We start from the raw sequence: 25,543 nt of genomic DNA, 5'->3' as shown, positions 1-25,543 counted from the left end.
GCAACAGGTCGCCTTCGCGGCGCTCTGCCTGGCATCATGACCAGATCCACAGGCAACCGGTCTTCGGACCGGTTGCTTTACTGGTTGCTGTTGCCGGTATTCGTGATTTCCATTCTGCCGATTGTCCGCCTGGCGTTTGAAGGGGTGTTTGTCGGTGGCGTGCCGTCGCTTGATTATTTCCGGGATGTTCTGGGATCGGGCGCAACATGGCAGGCAACCGCCAACAGCCTTTATACCGCAGGGCTTGGAACGATCATTTCGCTTGTGATCGGGGGGGCATTTGCCTTTCTGGTCGCACTGACCGATGTGCGCGCCAAGGCCGCACTGGTTTTCTGTTTCATGATCCCGATGATGATCCCCCCACAGATCACAGCCCTTAGCTGGGTGCAACTGACCGGGCCAAGCAGTGCGCTTTTAAATGCCTTTGGCATGGCACCACCCATGGGATCGCCACAGCCGCTTTATTCCGCCGAGGGGATCGCGCTTTTGCTGGGTATCCAGCACGCATCGATCGTGTTTCTGACCCTTCGCGCCAATCTGCGCATGATCCCGCGTGAACAGATTGAAGCCGCCCGGCTTGCCGGTGCGCGCGGCGGGCGTTTGTGGTGGCAGATCATCCTGCCATTGACCAGCCCCGGGTTGATTGCCGGAACTGCGATGGCCTTTGTCACGGCACTTGGCAATTTTGGTATCCCGGCAATGCTGGGCATTCCGGCCAATTACCCGACATTGCCGACCCTGATCTATCAGAAACTGGCCGGGTTCGGCCCGTCGGTTCTGGGCGAGGTATCGGTTCTTGCCATGCTGATTGGCGCGATTGCCATTTGCGGTGTCGCCATTCACCACCGGCTGCTTGCCAACCGCGATTACCGTTTGATGGGGATGGTCGGACGTCCGCTTGATATCCGTCTGGGGGCGCGCCGTTCGTTGGTTGAAACCGTCCTTTGGGCGGTTCTGATTGCCATTCTGGTGGTGCCGTTGATGGCGTTGATTGCAACCTCACTGGTGCCGGCCTTTGGCGTGAAGCTTGATTTCACCAATTTCAGCTTTGATGCCTTTAACCAGGTGCTGTTTGTGCAGCCGTCAACCATCCGCGCATTCCATAACAGTTTCCTGTTGTCGGCGGGCGCGGCGGTGATGCTTGTTCTGGTATGCTTGCCACTGGCCTATGTGATGGTGCGCAAACCATCGAAACTGACCAAGCTGATCAATCTTCTGATCGAAGTCCCCTATGCGTTGCCCGGCGTGGTTCTGGCGATTGCGTGCATCTTGCTGTTCATCAAGGTTCCGGTGATCGAAATCAGCCTGTATGGCACGCTTGGCATTATTTTTATTGCCTATCTGGCGCGCTTTCTTGTGATTGCGTTGCGCCCGGTGATGAACAGTTTCACCCAGCTTGACCCGGCCCTTGAAGAAGCAGCGCAAGCCTGCGGTGCCGGGCTTGGCCGTCGATTGCGCGATGTGTTGTTGCCCTTGGCCGCACCAAGCGCAGCAGCCGGGGCTTTGCTGGTTTTCCTGACTGCGTTTAACGAGCTGACGGTTTCGGCCCTTTTGTGGTCGGCGGGCAACGAGACGCTGGGTGTTTTGATTTTCAATCTTGATGACAGTGGCGACACCGTTCTGGCATCCGCCGTGGCGGTACTGGTCGTGCTGGTTGTGATCGCGTTGATGAGCTGTTTTCAGCTTGCATCGCGTCGTTTGCCCAAGGGAGTTGTGCCATGGCAGACATAAATCTTTCGCGCATTACCAAATGCTTTGGCGATTACCGTGCGCTTAATCAGGTATCGCTTGATATTTCGGATGGGGAATTTGTTGCCCTGCTGGGACCGTCGGGCTGCGGCAAGACCACGCTGCTTAGACTGCTGGCCGGATTTGAAGAACCGGGCGAGGGGCAAATATCAATCGGCGGGCAGGTGGTTGCCGATCCGGCCAAGGGCGTGATGGTCAGTCCCGAGGACCGCAATCTTGGTATCGTGTTTCAATCCTATGCCCTGTGGCCGCATATGTCGGTTGCGCGCAATGTCGGCTATCCGCTTGAAGTGCGCGGCATGAACCGCGCAGATCGCGATCGCCGCATCTCTGAGGCACTTGATATCGTGGCCCTTGGCCCGTTTGCGGATCGCAGCCCGGCCGAACTTTCCGGCGGGCAGCGCCAACGTGTGGCACTGGCACGTTGTCTGGTGATGGAACCGCGTGCGGTGTTGCTGGATGAGCCGCTTGCGAACCTTGATGTTCATTTGCGCGAAACCATGCAGCAGGCGTTTCTTGATTTCCATCGCCGTACCGGGGCAACGATGATTTACGTCACCCATGATCAGGCCGAAGCCATGGCAATGGCCGACCGGATCGCGGTGATGGACATGGGCCATATTCGCCAGATGGCGGCCCCCGAAACCCTGTATCGCGAACCGGCCGATCGCATGGTCGCGGGCTTCGTCGGGGCGGGGTCGGTTTTGCCGATCACCGGGGTTGAGGTCGAAAATGGTGGCACATGTTCGGTGAAGCTTGGCGATACCCGCATTGCCGCACGCGTATGCCCGAAACTGGCCGGTAGCGAGCATATCAACGGGCAGGCGGGCCTTTGCCTGCGTCCCGAAGATGTCTGGGTCGAAGATGAGGCACCCTTGCGCGGCAAGGTCGAGGATTGCGTTTATCTGGGCGGGCGGTTCCGGCTTTCGGTGCGCATTGATGATGAGCATACCCTGCCGGTCTATGCCAATCGTCGGGCGCGGGTCGGGGAGCCGGTCGGGCTCAAGGTTGCCGATGGCTGGGTCTTTGACCGCCTTGCCGGTGAGGTCGCCTGATGTCAGCCCGGATGCGTGTTCTTTCGGGTCTTGGTGAAAAGGGCCCTGCCTCTTTGCGACTGGAATTCTTTAACCGGCGCTGGATGCTTGATTGCGGGGTTGGTCCCGAAAGTGATCAGGGATTTGATCCGGCCTGGCTTAATAAAGTTAACGCCGTTTTCATCACCCATGACCATATCGATCATATCGGTGCGGCCGAGGAAATTGTCGCGGCGGGATTACCGATCTATTGCACCGAAGTCACCGCGCGTTCCCTGCCAAAGGGTGCGAAAGTCATTCCATTGCCGCCATGCGGGGAAATCCAGGTTGATGGGGTTACCGTCACCACCGGGCGCACCGGCCATTCCTTTGGCGGGGTGTGGCTGCATTTTGAACTGGGTGGCGGGGTGCTGTATTCCGGCGATTTCTGCCATGAGTCCGATTATTTCCTGTATGACACGCCGCCCGATGCGGCGACGGTGATGCTTGATGCATCCTATGGCATGGAACAACTGACCCAGCAGGTCCGTATCGACAGTCTTCTGACCACCATGACCAAGCTTGACGGGCAGATCCTGTTTCCCGTGCCGCCCAGCGGCCGGGCCGCCGAAATGGCCTTGCTGTTTGAAAACCACGGTCTGACCGACTGGTCGATGGATGATCGGTGTTACGGGCAGGTCAAGCAGGTGCTTGATACCCATGGTTCGGATTATGTGAATGGCGATGCGATCCGCCGTTTGCGCGGTCTTAAGGACAAGGCAAAGCATTTCAATCCGGATGCCAGATTGCTGCTATGTCACGCGCCGTGCGCGACATTTGGCAAGGCGCGTGAACTGATTGACAAATGGCGTGATGCCGGACGGCTGGGATCAAGTGCGCATGTGATCTTTACCGGGTTCATGCCGATCGAGGCCCGCAAGATGGTTGAAAAAGGCCATGCGCATTTCCGGCGCTGGAACGTGCATCCATTGGCCGGGCACGTGATCGAGCTTGCCAATCAGTGCCACGCCATGCAGGTCGTGCCGCTTTTTACCAGCTGTCCCGAGGATTTTGGTCTTGTCGACGGGTTCGACGGGCGGCTACAGCTTGCTGATCGGTTTTATTTGTAATGGGTTGCGATCCATTTCGACGTTCAAACGGGTGATGCCTGACCATGATTTATGCTGCTGAAAAGTTCGATTTTCCGAAATTGCCGTTTGTGTTCATCCGGCACGGAGAAACCGATGCCAACCGCGCAGGGATCATTGCCGGATCGAACGAGCCGCCATTAAATGAAACCGGCCGCGAACAGGCCCTTGCCATTGCACCATTGATGGCACAGGCAAGCTGGCGCGCGGTTTATGTCAGCCCGCAAGACCGCGCACGCACAACCGCCAACCTTGTTCTGCCTGATTACGAGGCCAGGGTGCTTGACGGTTTGCGCGAACGTCATTGGGGCGATCTTGAAGGTCGCCCGATTGCCGAACTGTGCCCGCGCTTTGACACCCCGCCCAATGGCGAAGGATTTGATGCCATGTGTCAGCGCGTTTCATTTGCCATGCAACAGGCACTGGCAGAAGTCAGCGATGACCTAACGGTGATTGTTGCCCATTCCGGGGTGGCGCGCTGCATCCTTTACATGACCGGGTTTGAGGCCGACGGGCCGCGTGTGCCCAATGCCACCCCGATCCTGTTCCGTTCGGTCAAGTCCGGATGGGAATATGAAAATCTGACCGAAACCCTGATCAAGGAGATCTCCGCGTGAATATGGCACAGGCCGATGCGCACCAAACCCGCCCGAATTCAGCCGATCTGCGCGATGCGGTGGTGTTTGACATGGATGGAACACTAGCGCATTTCGATGCCGATGAATTGGGGCATCTGGTTCATGGTGTGGAAAAACAGTGGGATGCGTTTTTTGATGCGATGGACCATGCCAAACCGATTGAAAATATCGAACGGCTGTTGCGCATTCTTCATGCTTCCGGGCATGCGATCGTGATCTGTTCTGGCCGCCCGGCAGGTTGGCAACATCGGTCCGAAGCCTGGCTTCGTGCCCATAATATCCCGTTTGACGGCATGTATCTGCGTCCCATCGATGCCGATCACCGCAGTGATGAGGAGGTCAAGGAAGATCTTCTGGCCCAAATCATTGCCGATGGGTTCAATCCGTGGCTGGTGGTTGATGATCGCAGGCGCGTGGTTGATAAATGGCGCGATATGGGCCTGACCTGTTTGCAATGCGCGCCGGGTGATTTTTAACCGGGCGGGCTATTTGTCATACCAATAAAAAAGACCGGCCAGTTGCCGGTCTTTTTTGTCTGATCATTCGAACAGATGGCGGTAATCGCCATATCCTTCGGCCTCAAGATCGTCGATTGCGATAAAGCGAAGCGACGCCGAATTGATGCAATATCGCAATCCACCACGATCACGTGGCCCATCGGGGAAGACATGACCCAGATGGCTGTCGCCATGTTTTGACCGGACTTCGATGCGGCGCATGCCGTGGGTGTTGTCTTCGCGCGCGACGATATGGTCGCTTTCGACCGGTTTCACAAAACTGGGCCAGCCACAGCCGCTATCGAACTTGTCGCGCGATGTGAAAAGCGGTTCGCCCGATACGATATCGACATAAAGCCCGTCTTCCTTGTGATCCCAGAAATCATTGCGAAACGGCGGTTCGGTGCCGTTTTCCTGTGTCACGTGATATTGTTCCGGGGACAGATCGGCAATCGCATCCGGGTCTTTGTGATATTTGCTCATATTCGGTCACTTCACATCTTTGGTCGTCGGGAAGTTTGATTTGTTGTCCCCAAAGATGGTCGGATTATCGCGATTGTCCAGTGGCTTCACACCAATGTGACGGTCTGACAGGCCAAATTGAACTTAGCTCTGACACCATGGCTGGCGTTTGGTTTTGCCGTCATAGGGGCGGGCAAATCCGTTATCGATCAGTTCAAGATCAAGCGGGCTGCCATCAATGCGGACCGATGCCACCACGCGCCCGCCATAGCGTCCCCATTCCGGTTCGCAGAATTCAACGGCCTTGGCGGTTTTCAGGCGCTTGCGCGCATAATCGCGGGCCTGCTGGGCCAGTTGTTTTTCACTTTCGCATTTGCCGCGAATTTCGGGCGTATCAACCCCGCGCACGCGCACCGACATATTGGCAATTTCGCCCGGAAGACCCGGAATGGCGACATAGATGGTGTCACCGTCATAGGCAAATTCACCGCGATATTCCCGCAAAGGCCAGTCATAGCACGCAGCCTGTGCCATTGGGGCGAGCAGGGTGGTTGCGATCATTGCGATCATGCCGGTGATCGCAGGGATGTGGTTGATCTTCAGGGCAGGGCGAAGGCGGGATTTGGTCATCAGATATCGCTTAGAGTTTCAGTCGGGACAGAATTTGGGCGGCGCGCTGTTGAACCGGGCCTTTACGAATTTCGATCAGTTCATGACCGCATTCGATATAGGCCTGGCACAGGCGGACATATGTTTTGACGCTTCTGGCGAAGTCCTGTGTCCGGATTTCATCGGTATGATAAATTTCCGACCATGGCGGCAGGACAAAGACACAACGCCGATAGCGATACATCTTGATCGTCCGCATCAGGGCGGCATCATCGGGCAGTTTTGCCAGCCGGCGATGGGCCAGAATATCGGGAAGTGCGCCGTCACAGAAAACGGTGCGCGGGTGGCATTCCATACCGTTCTGCCAGGCGCGAATGGCCCGCCGGGTCATCAATCCGGCAAAGGCATCATCATCTTCACCGGGCACGGCATTGCCGCCGCGTTCGCGCTGTTCGGCAATCAGCGGGCGCGCCACATCAGGGCAGATATCATAACCCTGTGCATGAAGATATTCGATCAGGGTGGACTTGCCAGAACCGGGGCCCCCGGTAATGACAACAAGGTTGGACGTTATCGGCGTTTGCATTCGTGTTTGTCTCCGCGAGCAGGCCTTTTGGTCATGCTTTGCGGCGAGGTGATGGCAATATTGTTGTTGGTTTTTGATCCGCACAGGAGCCGTGCGGAATGCGCTTTTGAAGGCGTTGGGGATGCTTGTCAACGCCAAAGGAAAAGCGTCGATCTTTCAATGAATTAGGGGTGGGGGAAACAATGAGGGGGCTGTGGGCAGTCGGCCAGGGCCGCCTTTGAAAAAGTCAGGAGCAGCCTTCGACCAGGGTGATGGCCTCGTTCCCGGCATGGATTGCGGTTACAACCCCGTCTTCGTTGAATTCAAACCGGATGCCCCGTGATTTTGCAGCATCGGACCACCAGGTGATATAGCGCGCATCCGCACCCAGATATTCGTGTTCTTCCTCGACCAGTTCGGCATTGCCAAAGGCGGCATGAACGTCTTCGCGGGTCGATCCCAGTGAAACGCCCTGGGACGTGCGCACCAGACTGGTGGCCACATCATATTCATCCGCATAAAGCGAAACACGCGCAAGCTTGCCATCAAGCACCAGATAGCCAAGCCCCGACGGATCAAGATTGCGCTGAAGGAAGGTGCAATTTTCATCGTCACCGGCAATGAACTGATCAAGTTGCGGACCAAGGGTCTTGCGCAATGTTGCCTGATCCCAGCCGATCTGAACCGGGCCGTATCCCTGTTCGGACAGGGTCGCCAGACGGGTGGCAATCGCATCAGAAACCACAAGTTCGATTGTTGCCGTATCCTGATCGACGGTGACTTTTGTCGGGGTCACGGTTTGATGCAGATGGATTTGTGACCAGGATGAGCCTTCCGGCCAGTCCTTGGGAAAGGCAAGGTTGCTGGTCGGTTCAAGACAGAGCTGGCTGGCGTTTGCCAGTATCCCCCGGTGACGGGCGCGAACCGGTGACGGAATTTCCATGCAGATGGTTTGCGGAACATCTTCAAGCCAGGAAACCGGATTTCCCGGCCCGTCGCAGATTTGCGGATCGGGGCGCATTTCACAATAGGACGGGACAATATTGTCCATGACGAGATCAAGCCGCATTGGGCCTTTGCCCACCGAACCGATCACGGCATCAAGTGCATCCTCGCTCGGCTCAAGCCACTGATAGGTGCTGATCGCCCATGCCGTTGTGCCGCGCAAATCCATCAGGGCAAAGGCCGGACCGTCTGATTGCGGCTCCTCATTGCCTGATGCCAGAACCGGCGATGCCGCAAGTGCAGCGCAGATTGCGATCAGGGCCCCGGGATTTCGTGTAATGCGCAGCATCTATGCTTCTCGATCAGAACGTATCTTGTTGTGTGACAGGAGTTTACGCGACTTTGACACATCCGCACAGCCATTAACCACAATCACTGTGTTGATATATCGCGCTGATTGGGGCGGGTGACAATATTGGTTTAGCTGTTCGGTTTTTCGATCCGGGCCAGCACATGATCGGAAACAAGCTGGGCCGACGGGGATAACCGGTGGCCGCGTGCCGTGATCAGGCTATAGGGTTTGATTTCGATCATGCCGTCAAATGGCAATTCGGTAATCAGGCCGCCGCTTGAAAGCAGGCTTGTGACTTCTTCGGCCATCGGTGCAATGGCATCCGTATCGGCAAGGGTCGCAAGCGTCACCAGCAATGATGCCGAGTTCAGACTTGAATGAGGCAGTGGCAGATGGCGCGAAATAAACACATCCTCGATCGTGCGACGCATCAGGTTGCCCGGCGGGGGCAATATCCATTCAAATTTGGCAAGCCGGGCCAATGTGATCGGGGTTGTTGCATCCAGTAACGGATGACCGGTCCGCACCATCAGGCGGATCTTCTCGCTTCGGATTTCGCGGATATTGAACTGGCGCGGGTCCATATCTTCGGGGACACGCCCGATGACAAAATCATGATCGCCGGCCAGAAGATCCTTGATCAGCAAATTTGACGGACCAACGCTGACATGGGCTTCCAACAGGGAATTGACCGACTGGACACTGCGAATGGCGGGCACAACCAGATCGACAGCCGCGGCCGTCACCGCCCCGACAAAAACGGTGCCGCCGCCATGTTTGATGTCTTCGATTTCACGTTCGGCTTCGCGGATTTCAATCAGCATGCTGCGCGCACGCCGCGCAAGTGCACGCCCCGCATTGGTCATTTCAATGCCGCGCGGGCTGCGCACGCACAGCCGGGCTTCAAGGATGGTTTCCATTTCCGACAACAGCCGTGATGCCGCGGGCTGGGATGTTTTGAGCATGTCGGCCGCCAGACTGATTTGTCCGGTTTCCTCCATCGCGACGATCATGCGCAGGTGGCTGAGTTTCAGGCCGCGCTGAAACAGGTTCCCGGACCTGAAAAGCAGGGATTTGGCAGAACTTAGCGGCTGATTATTGCGAAACTCGGTCATGATGCGCCCCCTCTGTGCCGGGATTTTAGTATATCAATTTTGATATGCAAGTTTCGAAATTACTTATTTGATTGTTATGTTGAGGGTCTGAATAATGTCGCCGTGTCCTTTGGGAAATGGGATGCATTATCAATTGAAAACAAAGACACGACATATTCGGGCGAAATCTGCCTGGGAAAGTCGGGCACAAAAAAATAGCTGATATGCTGTGTCTTGTAGGGAGGATAGCAATGAAACGTCTCAGTGCCGTAATGGCAGGGGTCGCCTTTGGCGCGGCCGCAATGATGAGCCCGATGATTTCCGGCGGCTATGCACATGCTGCTGACAAAGGCTATGTCGGGATCGCAATGCCGACCAAATCTTCGGCACGCTGGATTTCTGATGGCAATTCCATGGTCGAACAGTTTGAAGCCGCTGGCTATAAAACCGACCTTCAATATGCCGAAGACGACATTCCGAACCAGCTTTCCCAGATCGAAAACATGATCGTCAAAGGCGTTGATGTTCTGGTGATTGCGGCGATCGACGGGACCACTCTTTCGAATGCGCTGGAAAATGCCAAAGCAGCAGGGATCAAGGTCTTTGCCTATGACCGTCTGATCCGCGAAAGTGCGAATGTCGATTACTATTCCACGTTTGACAACTTCAAGGTCGGCGTTCAGCAGGCAACCTCGCTGGTCGATGGTCTGGCCGCTGCGGGTGAGCCGCCCTATAATGTCGAACTGTTCGGCGGATCGCCCGATGATAACAATGCCTACTTCTTCTATAACGGTGCGATGTCGGTTCTTCAGCCGCTGATCGACAGCGGCGATATCGTGATCAAATCCGGCCAGATGGGCATGGACAAGGTCGGCACCCTGCGCTGGGACGGTGCGGTTGCACAGGCCCGCATGGATAACCTTCTGTCGGCTTATTACACCGATGAACAGATTGATGGCGTTCTGTCGCCCTATGACGGTCTGTCGATCGGTATTCTGTCGTCGCTCAAAGGTGTCGGTTACGGTTCGGGCGATATGAAAATGCCGGTCGTTTCCGGTCAGGATGCCGAACTGCCGTCGGTCAAATCGATCCTGGCAGGCGAACAGTATTCCACCATTTTCAAGGATACCCGCGAACTTGCACGTGTGACCGTTTCGATGGTTGATGATGTTCTTGCCGGTCGTGAGCCGACCATCAATGACACCAAAACCTATGACAACGGTGTCAAGGTTGTTCCTTCCTATCTGCTTGAGCCGGTGATGGTCGACAAATCCAACTGGAAAGAAATCCTGGTTGGTTCGGGCTATTACACCGAAGACGAAGTAAAATAAGTCTGCAAATCTCGGTCGAACCCGGTGTGGTGCCGATGGCATCCCGCCGGGTTCCATCGTCTGAAAGACTGTCTTCGCAAGGTGGCCGGGCGGCCGGTTTCAATGAACGATTGCCCATAAGGCTGGCCTTTGAAGGGGCCCGGGATTTTTCCTGAAATCCAGGACAACAAAGACCAAGTAGATAAAGGTGCTGTCAGTCCCGTGACAGTAGTGGGAGGACCGGATGGATACCATCCTGGAAATGAAGAACATCACCAAGACCTTTCCGGGTGTGAAGGCGCTGGATGATGTCAGCATCAAGGTTGAACGTGGTGAAATCCACGCGCTTTGCGGCGAAAACGGCGCGGGTAAATCGACCCTGATGAAGGTTCTGAGCGGGGTTTATCCGCATGGGACCTATGAAGGCGATATTCTTTATGATGGCGGCGTTCAGGCATTCAAGGATATCCGCGACAGCGAAGAACGCGGCATCATCATCATTCACCAGGAACTGGCACTTGTGCCGTTGCTGTCGATTGCCGAAAACATCTTTCTGGGCAATGAAATTGCCGAAAATGGCGTGGTCAACTGGCCTGCGACCTTTGCGCGCACGGGCGAACTTCTTGCCAAGGTCGGGCTTAAGGAAAATCCGGCAACGCTGGTGACAAATATCGGTGTTGGCAAACAGCAGCTGGTTGAAATTGCCAAGGCGCTGTCCAAGAAGGTCAAGCTTCTGATCCTTGACGAGCCGACCGCCAGCTTGCAGGAAAATGACAGCCAGAAGCTTCTGGATCTGTTGCTGGAATTCAAGGCACAGGGCATCACATCGATCCTGATTTCGCACAAGCTGAATGAGATCAATCGCGTTGCCGACCGCATCACGATCATTCGCGATGGCAAATCGATTTCAACCCTTGATGCGCGGGCCGGCACCATTACCGAAGACGATATTGTCAAGGACATGGTCGGCCGTGATATGGCGCACCGCTATCCCGAACGGACGCCAAATATCAGCACGGAAAAACTGATGGAGGTCCGCAACTGGTCGGCAACCCATCCGCTGCATCCCGAACGCAAGGTCGTCGATAATGTCAGTATTGACGTTGCCGCAGGCGAGGTTGTCGGGATTGCCGGACTGATGGGGGCAGGGCGCACCGAACTTGCCATGAGCATCTTTGGCAAATCCTATGGCACCGATATTTCGGGTGACGTTCTGATCAAGGGCAAACCTGTTGATGTATCGACCGTTGAAAAGGCGATTGCATCGGGGCTTGCTTATGTGACCGAAGACCGCAAGGAAATGGGTCTTATCCTTGATGAAAGCATCACAACCAACATCACATTGGCCAATCTGGGCGGGGTGTCGGAACGGGGGGTGCTCAATGACGGGGCCGAACGATCCGTTGCCGAGGATTACCGCAAGAAAATCAATATTCGCACGCCGAATGTCGGTCAGAAGGTCGTCAATCTTTCAGGCGGGAACCAGCAGAAGGTCGTTTTGTCAAAATGGCTGTTTGCCGCCCCCGAAGTCCTGATTCTGGACGAACCGACGCGCGGCATCGATGTCGGTGCGAAATACGAAATTTATACGATTATCAACCAGCTGGCAGCCGACGGTAAGGGGGTCATCATGATCTCGTCGGAAATGCCGGAGCTTCTGGGCATGTGCGATCGCATCTATGTGATGAACGAAGGTGAGATCAAAGGGCAGCTTGCAGCAAAGGATGCAAGCCAGGAAGCAATCATGCGCATGATCCTGAAAGCGTGAGGAACGGACAATGACGGATACGGATAACAAATCAATCGGCTACTATTTGCGCACCCATATTCGCGAATATGGAATGGTTGTTGCGCTGGTTGCCATTCTTGCCTTCTTCCAGGTTCTGACCGACGGCATCATGCTCAAACCGGTCAACCTGACCAACCTGTTCCTGCAAAACAGCTATATCATCATCATGGCTGTTGGCATGTTGCTGGTGATTGTCGGCGGGCATATTGACCTTTCGGTCGGCTCGGTTGTCGGCTTTGTCGGCGCACTTGCCGCGGTAATGATTGTGAACTGGGACCTGCCGACGGCCTTTGTCATTCCGGCCTGCCTGGTGGTTGGGGCGATCATTGGTGCCGCCCAAGGCTATTGGGTGGCCTATTGGCGCATCCCGTCCTTTATCGTTACGCTTGCCGGGATGCTGGTATTCAAGGGCCTGACACTGGCCCTGCTTGGCGGGGCCTCGGTCGGTCCGTTCCCGTCCGAATTCCAGGCAATGTCTTCGGGCTTCCTGCCCGATATTTTTGACGGGTTTATCGAAGGCCGCTTTAACGTCTTTTCGATGACCATCGGTGTGGTGCTGGCGGCGTTGTTGCCGATCCTTGGTCTGCGTGCACGCGCCAAACAGGCAAAGTTTGCTGCGGTGGATGAACCCATGGCATTCTTTGTTGTCAAACATGCGGTTGCGGGTTTGGCCATCCTGTTTGTTACATATCTGCTGTCGACCTATCGCGGTTTGCCCAACATTCTGATCATCATGGCGCTTCTGATCGCGATTTTCACCTTTATCACCAATTCAACGACCCTGGGGCGTCGCATCTATGCGCTGGGTGGCAATGAAAAGGCGGCAAAGCTTTCGGGTATCAATACCAAACGCCTGACCTTCTTTACCTTTGCCAATATGGGCATGCTGGCCGCCCTTGCCGGGCTGGTCTTTGCCGCGCGCCTGAATACGGCAACACCGAAAGCCGGTCTTGCATTCGAGCTTGATGTTATTGCCGCGGTCTTTATTGGTGGCGCGTCAATGTCGGGCGGTGTTGGCAAGGTGATCGGGGCTGTGGTTGGTGCACTGATCATGGGTGTCATGAATAACGGCATGTCGATCATCGGTGTCGGTATCGACTGGCAACAGGTGATCAAGGGTCTGGTGCTTCTCGCTGCTGTGATCTTTGATGTCTACAACAAGAACAAGGCCTAACAATACGATGACGCGGAACGGCATATTTCTGGATCATATCTGCCAGCAAGGCCGGCTGGTTGCCAGAATGTGTCGTTCTTTGTCCCCGATGCGGTTTTCCCGGCCGCATGTTTTCGGACCCGTCTCGATAATAAGTCAAAAAGGAATTCGGGCATGACGAAGTTCAAACCGGCACCATGGCCGCGCGTTTTGCGGTCACAAGAAGGTTGGTTCGGCGGAACCAGCAAGGACAATATCTATCACCGCAGCTGGATGAAGAACCAGGGTCTGCCCTCGGACCTGTTTGATGGTCGCCCGGTCATCGGGATTTGCAATACCTGGTCGCAATTGACCCCGTGCAATGCCCATCTGCGCGATCTTGCCGAAAGGGTCAAACATGGCATTTACGAAGCAGGCGGCTTGCCGCTTGAATTCCCGGTTTTCTCGGCCGGTGAAAGCACGCTGCGTCCGACGGCAATGATGTTCCGTAACCTTGCGGCCATGGATGTCGAGGAAGCCCTGCGTGGTACGCCACTTGACGGTGTGGTTCTGATGGTTGGCTGTGACAAGACGACGCCGTCGCTTCTGATGGGGGCGGCCAGTGTTGATATCCCGGCGATTGTTGTGACCGGTGGGCCGATGCTGAATGGCAAATGGCGCGGTCAGGATATCGGTTCGGGGACGTCGCTTTGGCAGCTGTCCGAGGACCGCAAGGCCGGCAAGATCAGCACCGAAGACTTCCTTGAAGCTGAAATCGCCATGTCGCGTTCGCCAGGATCGTGCAACACCATGGGCACCGCATCGACCATGGCCAGCATGGCCGAGGCCCTTGGCATGGCGCTTTCGGGGAATGCGGCCATTCCGGCTGTCGACAGCCGCCGCCGCGTGATGGCGCATATCACCGGACGTCGCATTGTTCAGATGGTCAAGGATGATCTTAAACCGTCCGACGTCATGACCAAGGAAGCGTTTGAAAACGCCATTCGTGTCAATGGCGCGATTGGCGGATCAACCAATGCGGTGATCCATTTGCTCGCCATTGCCGGACGTGTCGGCATTGACCTTACCCTTGATGACTGGGATCGCCTTGGCCGTGATATCCCAACCATTGTGAACCTTCAGCCATCGGGCAAATACCTGATGGAGGAATTCTTCTATGCCGGTGGTTTGCCCGTCGTGATAAAGGCCTTGGGCGAGGCGGGGATGCTTCACAATGATGCCCTGACGGTGTCGGGCGAAACCATGTGGGATCAGGTCAAGGATGTCCGTAACTGGAACGATGATGTGATCCGCCCGTTTGACAAGGCACTGACCGAAAGCGGTGGTATTGCCGTGGTCAAGGGCAACCTTGCCCCGAATGGGGCAGTGCTTAAACCGTCTGCGGCAACGCCGGCGCTTCTGACCCATCGTGGCCGTGCGGTGGTGTTTGAAGACATCGATGATTACAAGGCCAAGATCTATGACGAGAACCTTGATATCGATGAAACCTGCGTCATGGTTCTGAAAAATTGCGGTCCCAAAGGGTATCCGGGCATGGCCGAAGTCGGCAATATGGGCCTTCCGCCCAAAGTGCTGCGCAAGGGCATTACCGATATGGTGCGTATCTCTGATGCGCGCATGAGCGGCACGGCCTATGGCACGGTGGTCCTACATACCTCGCCCGAGGCCGCAGCAGGCGGGCCGCTTGCCGTTGTGCAAAACGGCGACATGATCGAACTGGATGTGCCCAACCGTCGTCTGCATCTTGATATCAGTGACGAGGAACTGGCCAAGCGCCTTAAGGAATGGAAAAACACCATTCCGGTTCCCCAAAGCGGCTATGCATCACTGTATTACAAGTCGGTCATCGGTGCCGACCGCGGTGCCGACTTCGACTTCCTTGTCGGTCATCGTGGCAAGGAAATCCCCAAAGATAGTCACTGATTGAAACTTGGTGCCGATTAGTTGAAGTGCTCTCGTTGAGGGCCTGGGTGAATTAGACCCGGCGCACACTGAACCGGTTAGCAGTTTATTTGCTGACCGGTTTACTTTTAGGACAGGACGGTTTTCGCAGACAGCAGGTTTCCCTGACGCTATAGAAGTAATTCAAAGGTTTTTAGATTAGCGAAACAGTCACAGTGCTATGTTTAAGCTTGCGGCAAATATGTTGCTTCTCGGGTGTCTGCTGTTGATCGTCGGAGGCAGGATTTTAGGCTCAGGGGCCAATGTTCAACCGGATTTACCGCGTTATGCATCAGCTGGTTTGAACGTTTATCAGCACGGGGTTCTTTCGCCAGAACGATATCGGGTAGATCATGTGCCAACACCCGGTTTTTATGCAGGCGGTGTCTTTACAGCATTCGAGATTGCCCTTGCTGCTTTCTTGAATGACGAGACCTATCGTGACCTCGTTTGTATTGCAATTGGCGCTGTTGATGAGGTTTGTGGAAAGGAGCTTTGGTCTCTCAAGGCCATTTGTTTCACAGAAACCGTGATCTTTCATTTGTGTGTATTATTTGTTGGTTGGATTTTCTTTAGCCAGAATATTATAGCAGCTTGGCTCTGCCTTGTCGCATCATTGGCATTTAACGACACGTATTTGTATGTCTCTTCGCCATTGAGCGAGCCGGGTTATTTGATGCTTGGAGGCTTGTTTATGGCAGCATGAGCTTATGCCTATGACAACCCGGCGAAATTCTTCAGATGGGCAATGACTGGTGTATGCTGCGGGCTTCTGGTGCTTGTAAAGCCTGTATGGCTTTTGTTACCGGTGGGTTTGGCGGTTTTTCCGGTTATTTCTGTCTTTCTGTACAAGCAAAACGGGCGTGTTGCTGCCAAAGCAACTACGGTGTTTCTACTGGCATTCACAAGCGTTTTGTTGCCGATGGTTTTGCGAAGTGTCTTTGTGCTCGATACATTTGCAATGAGCCAGGGAAGCTATCTGGTGTCATCCTTATCCCACCGGCTTGCATTCAATTTGATGAGTTGGAGGGAATGGGGAATAGGTTGGATATATTATCTGCCCCTGTCCGGCGCTCAGCGGCTGTTTGGGGCTGAGGCTCTAGTGGCGCTCGGATGGAACGAGGGTAGCTACTATGAATACGGCCGTGATGTCCTTGATCGCTTGGCCAACGAGGGGCGGACGATACTGGAAGCAGGAGCTTATCTGCTTTCCGAATATGTGTTTGCAATGCCAATTAAATTCATTGCTGTGACGCTGTTACTTTTGTGGCGTGGTATATTTGTTGGTCATGTCGTTGCGATGTTGGCGGTACCATGTGTTGCTGCGGTTATGTTGTTCGCAAAAGGAGACTTTTGGCGCCGCGGGATGTTTATTTTTCTGCCGGTGTTCTTTATGGCAGCGGTTAACGCGGCACTATCGGTAAGTCTGTACCGCTATAACCTCCCAATTATCGTCCCATACAGCCTTGCGCTGGTTTGGGTTGGTATCTGGCTTGTCGATTTTTTAATCGCCAAGTTTGATCACATTGGCTTCCTGGCAACGGCGAGAACGTTTTTACCGGCAATGCGATGAGTTATTGTATCGAGAGCCTTGCTAACTGGGAAAGCAACACGGTCATATGCAATGAGACCTTTTAGTGAGACGTCACCCGATTTGCTGCCGAATACTTTGTATGCCAGGGTGGCAGGTACACCAAGAATGTCTGCATATCTGCAATTCATGACGTCGAATCCCGCATTGGAGAGCTTTCCGCTAAGTTCTTTACGTGTGTAACGCCGAAAATGCTGAACTTTTTCGTCCATAGACGAGTATAGGCAAGGCATGGCAGGAACATAGATTACGCAAAAGCTCCCGGGTTTGAGTACACGGAAAATCTCACGCATAGCCGCACTATCATCTTCAATATGTTCTAACACATTGAGGCTATAGGAAAAATCAACGCTCTGATCTGCCAAGTCTTCGCTGCGGGCAAATGCATTGAATCCCTTTGTACGGATTTCATCGGCTTGCAGAGTATCTGGCTCCACGCAAACTAACTTTCGGCCTGTTCCTGCAACACGATTAGCAAAAAAGCCAGTGCCTGCGCCAAAATCAAGAAGAGTCCCGGTCTTGGGAGCATGAGACTCAACGAGTTCAGTCAGAAAGTTGTTGTAATTATTAGCAAAAGACATGATGTCGAGGTTATCTTTGCCAGTGTAATCAAAATTTTGCATATCACTCATATCAAATTATGAATCTTCACTTGATGGCATGTTCAAGAAGGTTTGATGCTGCAAGTTATAATTTGCTTTGTTGGGACGCAGCAACCGGTATTCTCGCTCTTCGTCTCAAATCTGCTCTTTATTCCACTCAGGGTGGTAGTGGCCTGGGTGTGGTTCTTTCAAGGCTGTGGCCAGATGACGCTGTTGGGCGCGTCACCGTCATGGGTGATCAAGAGCGTGCCGTCGACAAGTTCCCAATCCACGAAATAGGCACCGGTCACATCAATGACGGGGGGGGATTGCTGTGCCGGGGCAATCAGTCGGGCGCGTTGTGAATGTGCGCCTTGATGACAAACCAGCAGGAAGGCGGCTGTGTCTTTGATACCGGGTTGCGTCAGGACAAAGATGCCGTCCTGAATGCAATTGTCATCGTCGCCTTCGCACATGAAACAACCAAGTTCTTCGGCAATTTCATCGCCAGTATTCCGGTCGCGAATGAACAGGGTTTGCGTGCCCTGACTGGTGCGAAGTTCCCATTGGTACGGGGTGTGTGCAACCGCGACGGTTTGATCCGGAACTTGCCCCTGGCGACTGGATGCCCAATCCAGCACAAGTCCGTCCGTGTCCGCGTGTCCCTGATCAGGCTGCTGTGCAAGTGCGGCCGGGGAAAAAGCCAAGACCGCACAGACCAGCAGACAGAAATGCCCGACGCGCTGGAATGAATGCATGGGGGATGCTCCAAGAAGCTTGATGCTTGGGTGTTTCAGGCAACTCAAAGCCCGGTGATGGATTTGATGGCGTAGGGCAGGTTTTCATAAGCCGTAACCACCGCATCGGCACCCAGTGAATTCGCACGGGTAGCATCGACTTCGAAGGCAACGGCGATGGCATGGATATCAGCCGCGCCGGCCGCATTCACATCATTGGCATGGTCGCCGACCATGATGGCGGTATCGGCGGAGCGGTCAAAACCGAGTTTGCCCAGAACAAATTCAAGAAAGCGTCCGTCGGGCTTTTTGACTTCAAATGAATTGCCACCGGCGATGACCGCAAACAGATCGGCGACGCCAAGTTTGGCCAGGATCGCTTTGCACGGGCCTTCGGGCTTGTTGGATGCCAGCGCGATGGTCCAGCCATCTGCTTTGAGTTGGCGCAGCACGGTTTCGGCATTTTCGTATAGACGGGTATAGGCGTAATCGGTTTCAACATAGCGGTTGTTGAAGTCGATATTGAGTTCATCAAGTGTCGCGTCATCCGGCGTTTGACCACGTGCGGCAAAGGCGCGCTTGGTCAGCATCCATGTGCCATCACCAAGCATCGCTTCAAGATCGTGACGGCCAAGTGCATCAAGCCCGTGGGCATCAAGCAGTCCATTCATTGCAACCAAAAGATCATCGACCCCGTCAATCAGGGTTCCGTCGAGATCAAACATAATGAATTTTGCCATTGGATTGGGGCTCCGATACGAGGGGATGAATTTGTGGCGACAGATTCAGAGGACCTTAACCGAGTTGGTGCCATTAACAAACGGTAACATCCGCTAACAGGCGGTAACAAAACGTGATTCTTTATGGGCTTTTGCCCGGATGGAATATGTTCTAAGACTTGCTGCAAATCAGATAGCCGTGCAGTCACAAGCGATCTGCGCGCAGCACGAACAGGGGATGCTGCACCAAAAATGCAGCAAGCGGATTGATAAATGTCACTTGAGTTAAGTGTTGTCGTTCTGGCCGCCGGTATGGGAACGCGCATGAAAAGCGCATTGCCCAAAGTCATGCACAAGGTTGCCGGCAAACCGATGGTCAATCACGTGATTGATACGGCGGCAAAGCTCAATGCCGGTAAAACCATGGTTGTGGTCGGGCCGGACATGCCCAAACTGGTCGAAACGGTCGCCCCGCATCCGACTTTCGAGCAGACGGACCGCCTGGGAACAGCCCATGCCGTCCTGGCTGCGCGCGAAGCCTTGGCGGGGCTTTCGGGCAATGTTCTTGTTCTTTATGCCGACAGTCCGCTTTTTACGGCTGAAACGCTTGAACGGCTTGTAGCCGCACGCGAAGCAGGTGATCACGCGGTTGCAGTACTTGGTTTCCGTCCCGAAGATCCGACCGGCTATGGCCGTCTGGTAACGGACACGGCATCTGGCGCGCTTCTGGCGATTGTCGAAGACAAGGAGTGTGACGCCGATCAGCGTGCGATCAATTTCTGCAATTCCGGTGTGATGTGTTTCCGCGCCGAAGACATGCTTGCGACCCTTGAGGCGATTGATAACGCCAATGCCAAGGATGAATATTACCTGACCGATGCGGTGGCGGTGGCCCGTGAAAACGGGCAGCGCTGTGTCGCGGTTGAGGTCGACGAGGAAGAAACACTTGGCGTCAATTCCCGTGCGCAGCTTTCGGTCGCCGAGGCCATCATGCAGGATCGCCTGCGCAAGGCGGCGATGGATGATGGGGCGACCCTGATTGATCCGGCGTCGGTTTTCCTGTGTGCAGATACCAAGCTTGGCCGTGATGTGATTGTTGAGCCGAATGTGGTTTTCGGTCCGGGGGTGACGGTTGGCGATAACGTCGTGATCAAGGCGTTCAGTCATCTTGAAAGCTGTGTCGTAGGCGATGCTGCTGATATCGGGCCTTATGCGCGGTTGCGCCCGGGGGCGGAAATCGGCGCGGGTGCCAAGGTTGGCAACTTTGTCGAGATCAAGAAGGCGGTTGTCGAAGACGGGGCCAAGGTCAATCACCTGAGCTATATCGGTGATGCCCGTGTCGGAGCCAAGGCCAATATCGGTGCCGGGACAATCACGTGCAATTATGACGGTTATCGCAAACAGCATACCGATATCGGGGCCGGTGCGTTTATCGGGTCAAACTCGGCCCTGGTGGCGCCGGTTGAAATTGGCGATGGCGCGATTGTTGGCGCGGGCAGCACGATTACCGGCAAGGTTGCGGCAGATGCCTTGACCCTGACCCGGGCGGAGCGGATTGAAAAGGCCGGATGGGCTGCGAAGTTTCGCGAAAAGATGCGCGCCCTGACCGGCAAGAAATAGACCGGCAGTCAGAATTTGAATGTGTCGTGCGCCGGTGCAGCCGGTGCATATGATATGACAAGCGATTTGAAGCAGGAACGTAACAAAAATGTGCGGCATTATCGGGATTATCGGCAAGGACAGCGTCAGCGAACGTATTCTGGAAGGCCTCAAACGCCTTGAATATCGCGGCTATGACAGTGCCGGGATTGCAACGCTGGTCAATGGCGATATCGAACGCCGCCGTGCGGAAGGCAAGCTGATCAATCTTGCCAACCGCCTGGAACAAAGCCCGCTTGCCGGTGATGTCGGGATCGGTCACACCCGTTGGGCAACCCATGGTGTGCCAACCGAAAACAACGCCCATCCGCACACCGACGGCAAGGTTGCGGTTGTTCATAACGGCATCATTGAAAACTATCAGGATATCAAGGCGGAACTGTCGGCAAAGGGCCGTGCCTTTGCCACCGAAACCGATACCGAAGTTGTCGTGCATCTGGTGTCCGATTTCCTCGATCAGGGCAAATCACCGCGTGATGCGGTTGCCGCCACCCTGCACCGGATCGAAGGTGCCTTTGCGCTGGTGATCATGATTGCCGGGCATCACGATGTGATCTTTGGCGCACGTCGTGGAACGCCGCTTGCGGTTGGTTTGGGCGAAGGCGAGATGTATCTGGGATCGGATGCCATGGCACTGTCGCATCTGACCAACAAGCTGATTTACCTTGAAGAAGGCGACTGGGTCGAAATGACCCGTGACAGCGTTCAGGTCCGCGACGAAAATGATGTTGATGTCACCCGCGAGACCAAGCTGTCGGCCGTATCTGGCGCCATGATGGGCAAGGGTAATTACAATCACTTCATGCAGAAGGAAATCTTTGAGCAGCCAGCCGTGATTGGCGATACCCTGCATGCCTTCATCAACCCGGCAACCCAGACGATCAAGCTGCCTGATATGCCGTTTTCGTTTGCCGATGCGACCCGTTTGACGATTGTTGCTTGCGGCACATCATTCTATGCCGGTCTGGTGGCAAAACACTGGATCGAACGGTATGCTGGTCTGGGCGTTGATGTCGATGTGGCATCCGAGTTCCGCTATCGCTGCCCGCCGCTGCCAAAGGGCGGGGTTGCCCTGTTTATTTCGCAGTCGGGCGAGACGCTTGATACGCTCGCAGCCCTTCGCTATGCGAAATCCAAAGGCCAGAAAATCGTTTCCATCGTCAATGTGCCTGAAAGCACGATTGCACGCGAAAGTGACGTGGTTCTTCTGACCTATGCGGGCCCGGAAATCGGTGTTGCCTCGACCAAGGCATTCACCACGCAGCTTACGGTTCTGGCATGTCTGGCCGTGACCATTGGCCGTGAAAACGGCACCCTTGCCAAGAACGAAGAAGCCGCCATCGTCAATGCGCTGACCGAAGTGCCCAAACATGCAGCCGAAGTCCTGCATCATGACGAGGCGCTTAAGAAGCTCGCACTTGATATCGCCGATGCCCGGGACGTTTTGTATCTCGGTCGCGGGCTTGGCTATCCGATTGCGATGGAAGGGGCGCTCAAGCTCAAGGAAATTTCCTATATCCACGCCGAAGGCTACGCCGCAGGCGAGATGAAGCACGGACCGATTGCCCTGATCGACCAGTCGGTTCCGATCATTGTTATTGCCCCGTCTGACGAGCTGTTTGAAAAAACCGCATCAAACATGCAGGAAGCTGCTGCACGTGGCGGACGGGTGATCTTTATCTCGGACGGGCCGGGGCTTTCCAAGCTTGGCGATATGGCATCGGCAACGGTTGAACTGCCAAAGGTCGCCGATTTCGTCGCCCCGATCCTTTATACCATCCCGGTTCAGATGCTGGCCTATCACGTTGCCGTCCATAAGGGCACGGACGTCGATCAGCCCCGCAACCTTGCGAAATCGGTAACGGTTGAGTAATCGGCGATTTTCGAAAAACCAAAGCCGGATGCAACTGCGTCCGGCTTTTTTGTTGGAAGCCGTCAAAAATGCCAGTTTATGACGATCATAAACCGGTTGGCCTGTTGCTTCGTTCCGCACAAAAACATTTTCAAGTACGCCAACAAAGCTGTTATCAAAATGATCAGTTGATCGACGGCAAATTGAATGGAGTTTCCATCGGTTTTCCGGTTGTTTCCGAAAACATGGAACGGTCTTAACGCAGATTTGCAGGCAAAGAGTTCAAGATGAGAGTTATCGTAACTGGTGGTGCCGGGTTTATTGGTTCTGCCGTTTGTCGCCTTCTGGTCCGTGACAAAAAGTGTGAAGTCCTGAACCTTGATAAACTAACCTATGCTGCGGATTTGCGGACGCTGGATAGTGTGGCCGGGTTGCCAAACTATCGGTTCTGCAAGGAAGATATTTGCGACAAGCAGGCTGTTACAAAGATATTTGAAGAATTCAAGCCGACTGCAGTCATGCATCTTGCAGCTGAAAGTCATGTTGATCGGTCGATTGATGGGCCGGCTGCCTTTATTGAAACCAACATTGTCGGAACGTTCACGTTGCTTGAAGTGGCCCGCGCATATTTTGATGCGTTGCTCGAAGCGGAAAAAAGCGCCTTCAGGTTTCATCACATATCCACCGATGAAGTTTACGGATCGCTTGGCGATGATGGGCTGTTTACCGAAGAAACGGCGTATGCACCAAGTTCACCCTATTCGGCAAGCAAAGCCAGTTCGGATCATTTGGTCAGTGCATGGCACCATACTTATGGTTTGCCGGTCGTCATCAGCAACTGCTCGAACAACTATGGGCCGTATCAGTTTCCTGAAAAGCTGATTCCATTGATGATTTTGAACGCACTTCATGGAAAAAAACTGCCGGTATATGGCAAAGGACTCAATACACGGGATTGGCTCCATGTGGAGGACCATGCAGAGGCGTTGTTCACAATCCTTACCAAAGGGAAGGTTGGTCAGAAATACAACGTGGGCGGCTGCAATGAAGTAAAAAACATCGACGTTGTTCGCGCCATTTTTGAAACCGTGAAAGCCCTGGTGCCGGAGCATGTTGCGCGTTCATTCGAAGATGCTGTTTCATATGTGTCGGACCGCCCCGGGCATGACTGGCGATATGCAATCGATCCGTCGAAGATGCAAAAGGAACTGGATTGGACGCCCAAATACAGTTTCCACACCGGCTTGCGCCAGACCGTGCAATGGTATGTCGACAATCGTTCCTGGTGGGAGCCAATCCTTAACAATAAATACAATGGCGAGCGGTTGGGCGAAGCTGTGAGCGTTTCAAATGATTAAGGCGTTAGTGTTTGGCCAAAATGGACAGTTGGCGACCTGCCTTGCGCAGCTTGGCAAGGAATATCCAGACATCAGTCTTGATTTTTTCGGGCGTAGCAGATGCGATATCGAGAACCCGTCAAACCTTCTGGAGGTTATCAGGACCGCGCGCCCGAACCTTGTCATTAACGCAACCGCCTATACAGCTGTGGATCAAGCCGAAAGTGATCAGGAAACCGCCCGAACAATCAATCAAACGGCTGTTCGGGTTATGGCTGAGGAAACGGCAAGGCAAGGGATCCCGATCGTTCATTTTTCGACCGACTATGTTTTTGACGGCACTGCGACCGCACCGTATTGCGAAGATGACGACGTTTCGCCGCTTGGTGTTTATGGTGAAACCAAGCTGGCAGGGGAACTTGATTTGCAACAGGCAAACCCGTTTCATGTGATATTCAGGACGTCGTGGGTATATAGCGCCTACGGTAAGAATTTCGTCAAAACGATGCTGAACCTGATGGGCAGCCGCGCCGAAATCAAAGTGGTGAATGACCAAACCGGATGTCCGACAAGCGCACATGATATCGCCAAAGTTTTGCTGAAGATGGTTCCGCAAATTGTCGACCGTGATTTCAAAGGGTTCGGGACTTACCACCTGGTTTCCGATGATCCGATGACCTGGTGGGGATTTGCAAAACTTGTTCAGTCAACAGGGCTTGAGGTGTTTGGTCCGGATTGGTCTGGTGGTCGTTGCGAAGTATTGCCGATAACATCCGAGATGTATCCAACTGCTGCAAAACGCCCCGGTTATTCCGTCTTGTCGACCGCTAAATTCCAAAAGACTTTCGGAATGCAAATGCCGCTGGTTTCGGAAAGTCTTGCGACCGTAATATCCGAGCTTAAGAAAGGCTATGCGCATGCGTAAGGGAATAATTTTGGCTGGTGGGACGGGATCCCGTTTGCATCCTTCGACGCTTGTGGTTTCAAAGCAACTGCAGCCGGTTTTTGACAAGCCGATGATTTATTATCCGCTGACTACCCTGATGTTGGCGGGGATCAGAGAAATTCTTGTCATCAGTACTCCTCGTGATGTGCCGCTATTTAAGGAACTGTTGGGTGACGGAAGCCAATGGGGATTGAAACTGGAGTACGCGGTGCAAACTGAACCGCGCGGTTTGGCTGATGCCTTTATTGTTGGGGCAGACTTCATTGGAAATGATGATTGTTGCCTTATTCTTGGCGACAATATCTATTTCGGTCACGGGCTTACGGATTTGCTCGCCAATGCGATGGCACAGAAAGAAGGGGCAACCGTTTTTGCATATTTTGTGCAGGATCCCGAGCGTTACGGTGTTGTCGAGTTTGACCGGAATGGCGTTGCCCTGGATATCGAGGAAAAACCGGCGGAGCCAAAGTCCAACTATGCCGTTACCGGGCTTTATTTCTACGATCAGGATGTTGTTGATATCGCACGTTCCGTTAAGCCATCTGCACGCGGTGAACTTGAAATCACAGATGTGAACAAGGCGTATCTCGAACGTGGTCAGCTTCGCGTGGAGAAAATGGGGCGTGGCTATGCCTGGCTTGATACGGGAACGCATGGTGCAATGCTTGATGCGGCAAACTTTGTCCGCACGGTAGAAAACCGTCAGAGCCTCAAGATTGCATGCCCGGAAGAAATAGCACTACGCAGCGGCTTGATATCGGTCGATCAGTTCGAGAAGTTGATCGGATCTTTTGGGGCCAGCTCTTACAAAACCTATTTGCAGACGGTTCTCAAGACGCTCGATCAAATATGACGG

The 25,543-nt window shown here is 54.2% G+C and carries 25 protein-coding genes; 17 read left to right on the top strand and 8 right to left on the bottom strand.

Translation table 11 applies throughout. The annotated features are described in order from the left end of the window. The first annotated feature begins 36 nt into the window (after nt 1-36). Genes AUQ42_RS08615 through AUQ42_RS08595 form a run of 5 tightly spaced genes read left to right on the top strand, consistent with a single transcriptional unit; the run spans nt 37 to nt 5,024 of the window. Nucleotides 37-1,731: an iron ABC transporter permease gene (locus AUQ42_RS08615; RefSeq protein WP_231856718.1), complete on the top strand. Its 1,695-nt coding sequence runs from the start codon at nt 37-39 to the stop codon at nt 1,729-1,731. Next, complete coding sequence (locus AUQ42_RS08610) at nt 1,719-2,804, top strand: ABC transporter ATP-binding protein (protein ID WP_068518661.1); 1,086 nt, start codon at nt 1,719-1,721, stop codon at nt 2,802-2,804. The genes AUQ42_RS08615 and AUQ42_RS08610 overlap by 13 nt, the downstream gene beginning before the upstream one ends. Then, the gene (locus tag AUQ42_RS08605) at nt 2,804-3,892 is read left to right on the top strand and encodes an MBL fold metallo-hydrolase (RefSeq protein ID WP_068518660.1); all 1,089 of its coding nucleotides are present in this window, start codon (nt 2,804-2,806) and stop codon (nt 3,890-3,892) included. Before AUQ42_RS08610 ends, AUQ42_RS08605 begins: the two co-directional genes overlap by 1 nt. 44 nt (nt 3,893-3,936) lie before the next feature. Beyond that, a complete protein-coding gene (locus AUQ42_RS08600) occupies nt 3,937-4,527 on the top strand; it encodes a histidine phosphatase family protein (RefSeq protein ID WP_068518659.1) in 591 nt (196 codons plus the stop codon). Between the two features lie 2 nt (nt 4,528-4,529). After that, nucleotides 4,530-5,024, top strand: a complete 495-nt coding sequence (locus AUQ42_RS08595; protein ID WP_068518658.1) for a polynucleotide kinase — start codon at nt 4,530-4,532, stop codon at nt 5,022-5,024. A gap of 63 nt (nt 5,025-5,087) precedes the next feature. Here AUQ42_RS08595 and msrB read toward each other — a convergent pair whose 3' ends face one another. The 5 genes from msrB to AUQ42_RS08570 all read right to left on the bottom strand — a co-directional run bounded on the left by msrB (nt 5,088) and on the right by AUQ42_RS08570 (nt 9,093). Next, nucleotides 5,088-5,528, bottom strand: a complete 441-nt coding sequence (msrB, locus tag AUQ42_RS08590; RefSeq protein WP_068518657.1) for a peptide-methionine (R)-S-oxide reductase MsrB — start codon at nt 5,526-5,528, stop codon at nt 5,088-5,090. 123 nt (nt 5,529-5,651) lie between these two features. After that, nucleotides 5,652-6,137, bottom strand: coding sequence for a thermonuclease family protein (locus AUQ42_RS08585; protein ID WP_231856717.1), 486 nt, complete (start codon nt 6,135-6,137; stop codon nt 5,652-5,654). Between the two features lie 10 nt (nt 6,138-6,147). Continuing rightward, complete coding sequence (locus AUQ42_RS08580) at nt 6,148-6,702, bottom strand: AAA family ATPase (RefSeq protein WP_068518656.1); 555 nt, start codon at nt 6,700-6,702, stop codon at nt 6,148-6,150. Between the two features lie 226 nt (nt 6,703-6,928). Beyond that, on the bottom strand, nt 6,929-7,975 hold the full coding sequence (locus AUQ42_RS08575) for a hypothetical protein (protein WP_068518655.1): 1,047 nt from the start codon (nt 7,973-7,975) through the stop codon (nt 6,929-6,931). A 131-nt stretch (nt 7,976-8,106) separates the two neighbouring features. Further along, entirely contained in the window at nt 8,107-9,093 is a 987-nt protein-coding gene (locus AUQ42_RS08570) for a LysR family transcriptional regulator (protein ID WP_068518654.1), read from the bottom strand. 230 nt (nt 9,094-9,323) lie between these two features. Here AUQ42_RS08570 and chvE point away from each other — a divergent pair, with 230 nt between their 5' ends. The 6 genes from chvE (at nt 9,324) to AUQ42_RS08540 (ending at nt 16,838) form a co-directional block, all read left to right on the top strand. Beyond that, nucleotides 9,324-10,403, top strand: a complete 1,080-nt coding sequence (chvE, locus tag AUQ42_RS08565) for a multiple monosaccharide ABC transporter substrate-binding protein (RefSeq protein ID WP_068518653.1) — start codon at nt 9,324-9,326, stop codon at nt 10,401-10,403. A gap of 223 nt (nt 10,404-10,626) precedes the next feature. Beyond that, entirely contained in the window at nt 10,627-12,150 is a 1,524-nt protein-coding gene (gene mmsA, locus AUQ42_RS08560) for a multiple monosaccharide ABC transporter ATP-binding protein (protein WP_068518652.1), read from the top strand. 10 nt (nt 12,151-12,160) lie between these two features. Next, nucleotides 12,161-13,345, top strand: a complete 1,185-nt coding sequence (mmsB, locus tag AUQ42_RS08555) for a multiple monosaccharide ABC transporter permease (protein ID WP_068518651.1) — start codon at nt 12,161-12,163, stop codon at nt 13,343-13,345. A 153-nt stretch (nt 13,346-13,498) separates the two neighbouring features. Beyond that, complete coding sequence (gene araD, locus AUQ42_RS08550) at nt 13,499-15,247, top strand: L-arabinonate dehydratase (RefSeq protein WP_068518650.1); 1,749 nt, start codon at nt 13,499-13,501, stop codon at nt 15,245-15,247. A gap of 199 nt (nt 15,248-15,446) precedes the next feature. Then, entirely contained in the window at nt 15,447-15,971 is a 525-nt protein-coding gene (locus AUQ42_RS08545) for a hypothetical protein (protein ID WP_068518649.1), read from the top strand. Between the two features lie 42 nt (nt 15,972-16,013). Next, a complete protein-coding gene (locus AUQ42_RS08540) occupies nt 16,014-16,838 on the top strand; it encodes a hypothetical protein (protein WP_068518648.1) in 825 nt (274 codons plus the stop codon). Here the strand turns inward: AUQ42_RS08540 and AUQ42_RS08535 are convergent. The 3 genes from AUQ42_RS08535 to AUQ42_RS08525 form a co-directional block, all read right to left on the bottom strand. Then, nucleotides 16,787-17,488, bottom strand: coding sequence for a bifunctional 2-polyprenyl-6-hydroxyphenol methylase/3-demethylubiquinol 3-O-methyltransferase UbiG (locus AUQ42_RS08535; protein WP_068518647.1), 702 nt, complete (start codon nt 17,486-17,488; stop codon nt 16,787-16,789). The genes AUQ42_RS08540 and AUQ42_RS08535 overlap by 52 nt on opposite strands. Before the next feature lie 158 nt (nt 17,489-17,646). Continuing rightward, entirely contained in the window at nt 17,647-18,195 is a 549-nt protein-coding gene (locus AUQ42_RS08530; RefSeq protein WP_068518646.1) for a hypothetical protein, read from the bottom strand. A gap of 44 nt (nt 18,196-18,239) precedes the next feature. Continuing rightward, nucleotides 18,240-18,914, bottom strand: a complete 675-nt coding sequence (locus AUQ42_RS08525; RefSeq protein ID WP_068518645.1) for an HAD hydrolase-like protein — start codon at nt 18,912-18,914, stop codon at nt 18,240-18,242. 252 nt (nt 18,915-19,166) lie between these two features. Here AUQ42_RS08525 and glmU point away from each other — a divergent pair, with 252 nt between their 5' ends. The 6 genes from glmU (at nt 19,167) to rfbA (ending at nt 25,540) form a co-directional block, all read left to right on the top strand. Further along, entirely contained in the window at nt 19,167-20,513 is a 1,347-nt protein-coding gene (gene glmU / locus AUQ42_RS08520; RefSeq protein ID WP_068518644.1) for a bifunctional UDP-N-acetylglucosamine diphosphorylase/glucosamine-1-phosphate N-acetyltransferase GlmU, read from the top strand. Between the two features lie 88 nt (nt 20,514-20,601). After that, nucleotides 20,602-22,425, top strand: coding sequence for a glutamine--fructose-6-phosphate transaminase (isomerizing) (gene glmS, locus AUQ42_RS08515; RefSeq protein ID WP_068518643.1), 1,824 nt, complete (start codon nt 20,602-20,604; stop codon nt 22,423-22,425). A 68-nt stretch (nt 22,426-22,493) separates the two neighbouring features. Continuing rightward, nucleotides 22,494-22,664: a hypothetical protein gene (locus tag AUQ42_RS15785; RefSeq protein WP_156480857.1), complete on the top strand. Its 171-nt coding sequence runs from the start codon at nt 22,494-22,496 to the stop codon at nt 22,662-22,664. A gap of 27 nt (nt 22,665-22,691) precedes the next feature. Further along, nucleotides 22,692-23,762, top strand: a complete 1,071-nt coding sequence (gene rfbB / locus AUQ42_RS08510) for a dTDP-glucose 4,6-dehydratase (RefSeq protein WP_068518642.1) — start codon at nt 22,692-22,694, stop codon at nt 23,760-23,762. Then, on the top strand, nt 23,755-24,666 hold the full coding sequence (gene rfbD / locus AUQ42_RS08505; protein ID WP_068518641.1) for a dTDP-4-dehydrorhamnose reductase: 912 nt from the start codon (nt 23,755-23,757) through the stop codon (nt 24,664-24,666). Before rfbB ends, rfbD begins: the two co-directional genes overlap by 8 nt. Then, the gene (gene rfbA, locus AUQ42_RS08500) at nt 24,659-25,540 is read left to right on the top strand and encodes a glucose-1-phosphate thymidylyltransferase RfbA (RefSeq protein WP_082817793.1); all 882 of its coding nucleotides are present in this window, start codon (nt 24,659-24,661) and stop codon (nt 25,538-25,540) included. The genes rfbD and rfbA overlap by 8 nt, the downstream gene beginning before the upstream one ends. Nucleotides 25,541-25,543 lie beyond the last annotated feature (3 nt).

Source organism: Thalassospira sp. MCCC 1A02491, assembly GCF_001613785.1.
Lineage (GTDB): Bacteria > Pseudomonadota > Alphaproteobacteria > Rhodospirillales > Thalassospiraceae > Thalassospira > Thalassospira povalilytica.
The sequence above is the reverse complement of the archived record's forward strand: the minus strand, read 5'-3'. Positions and strand labels throughout refer to the sequence as shown.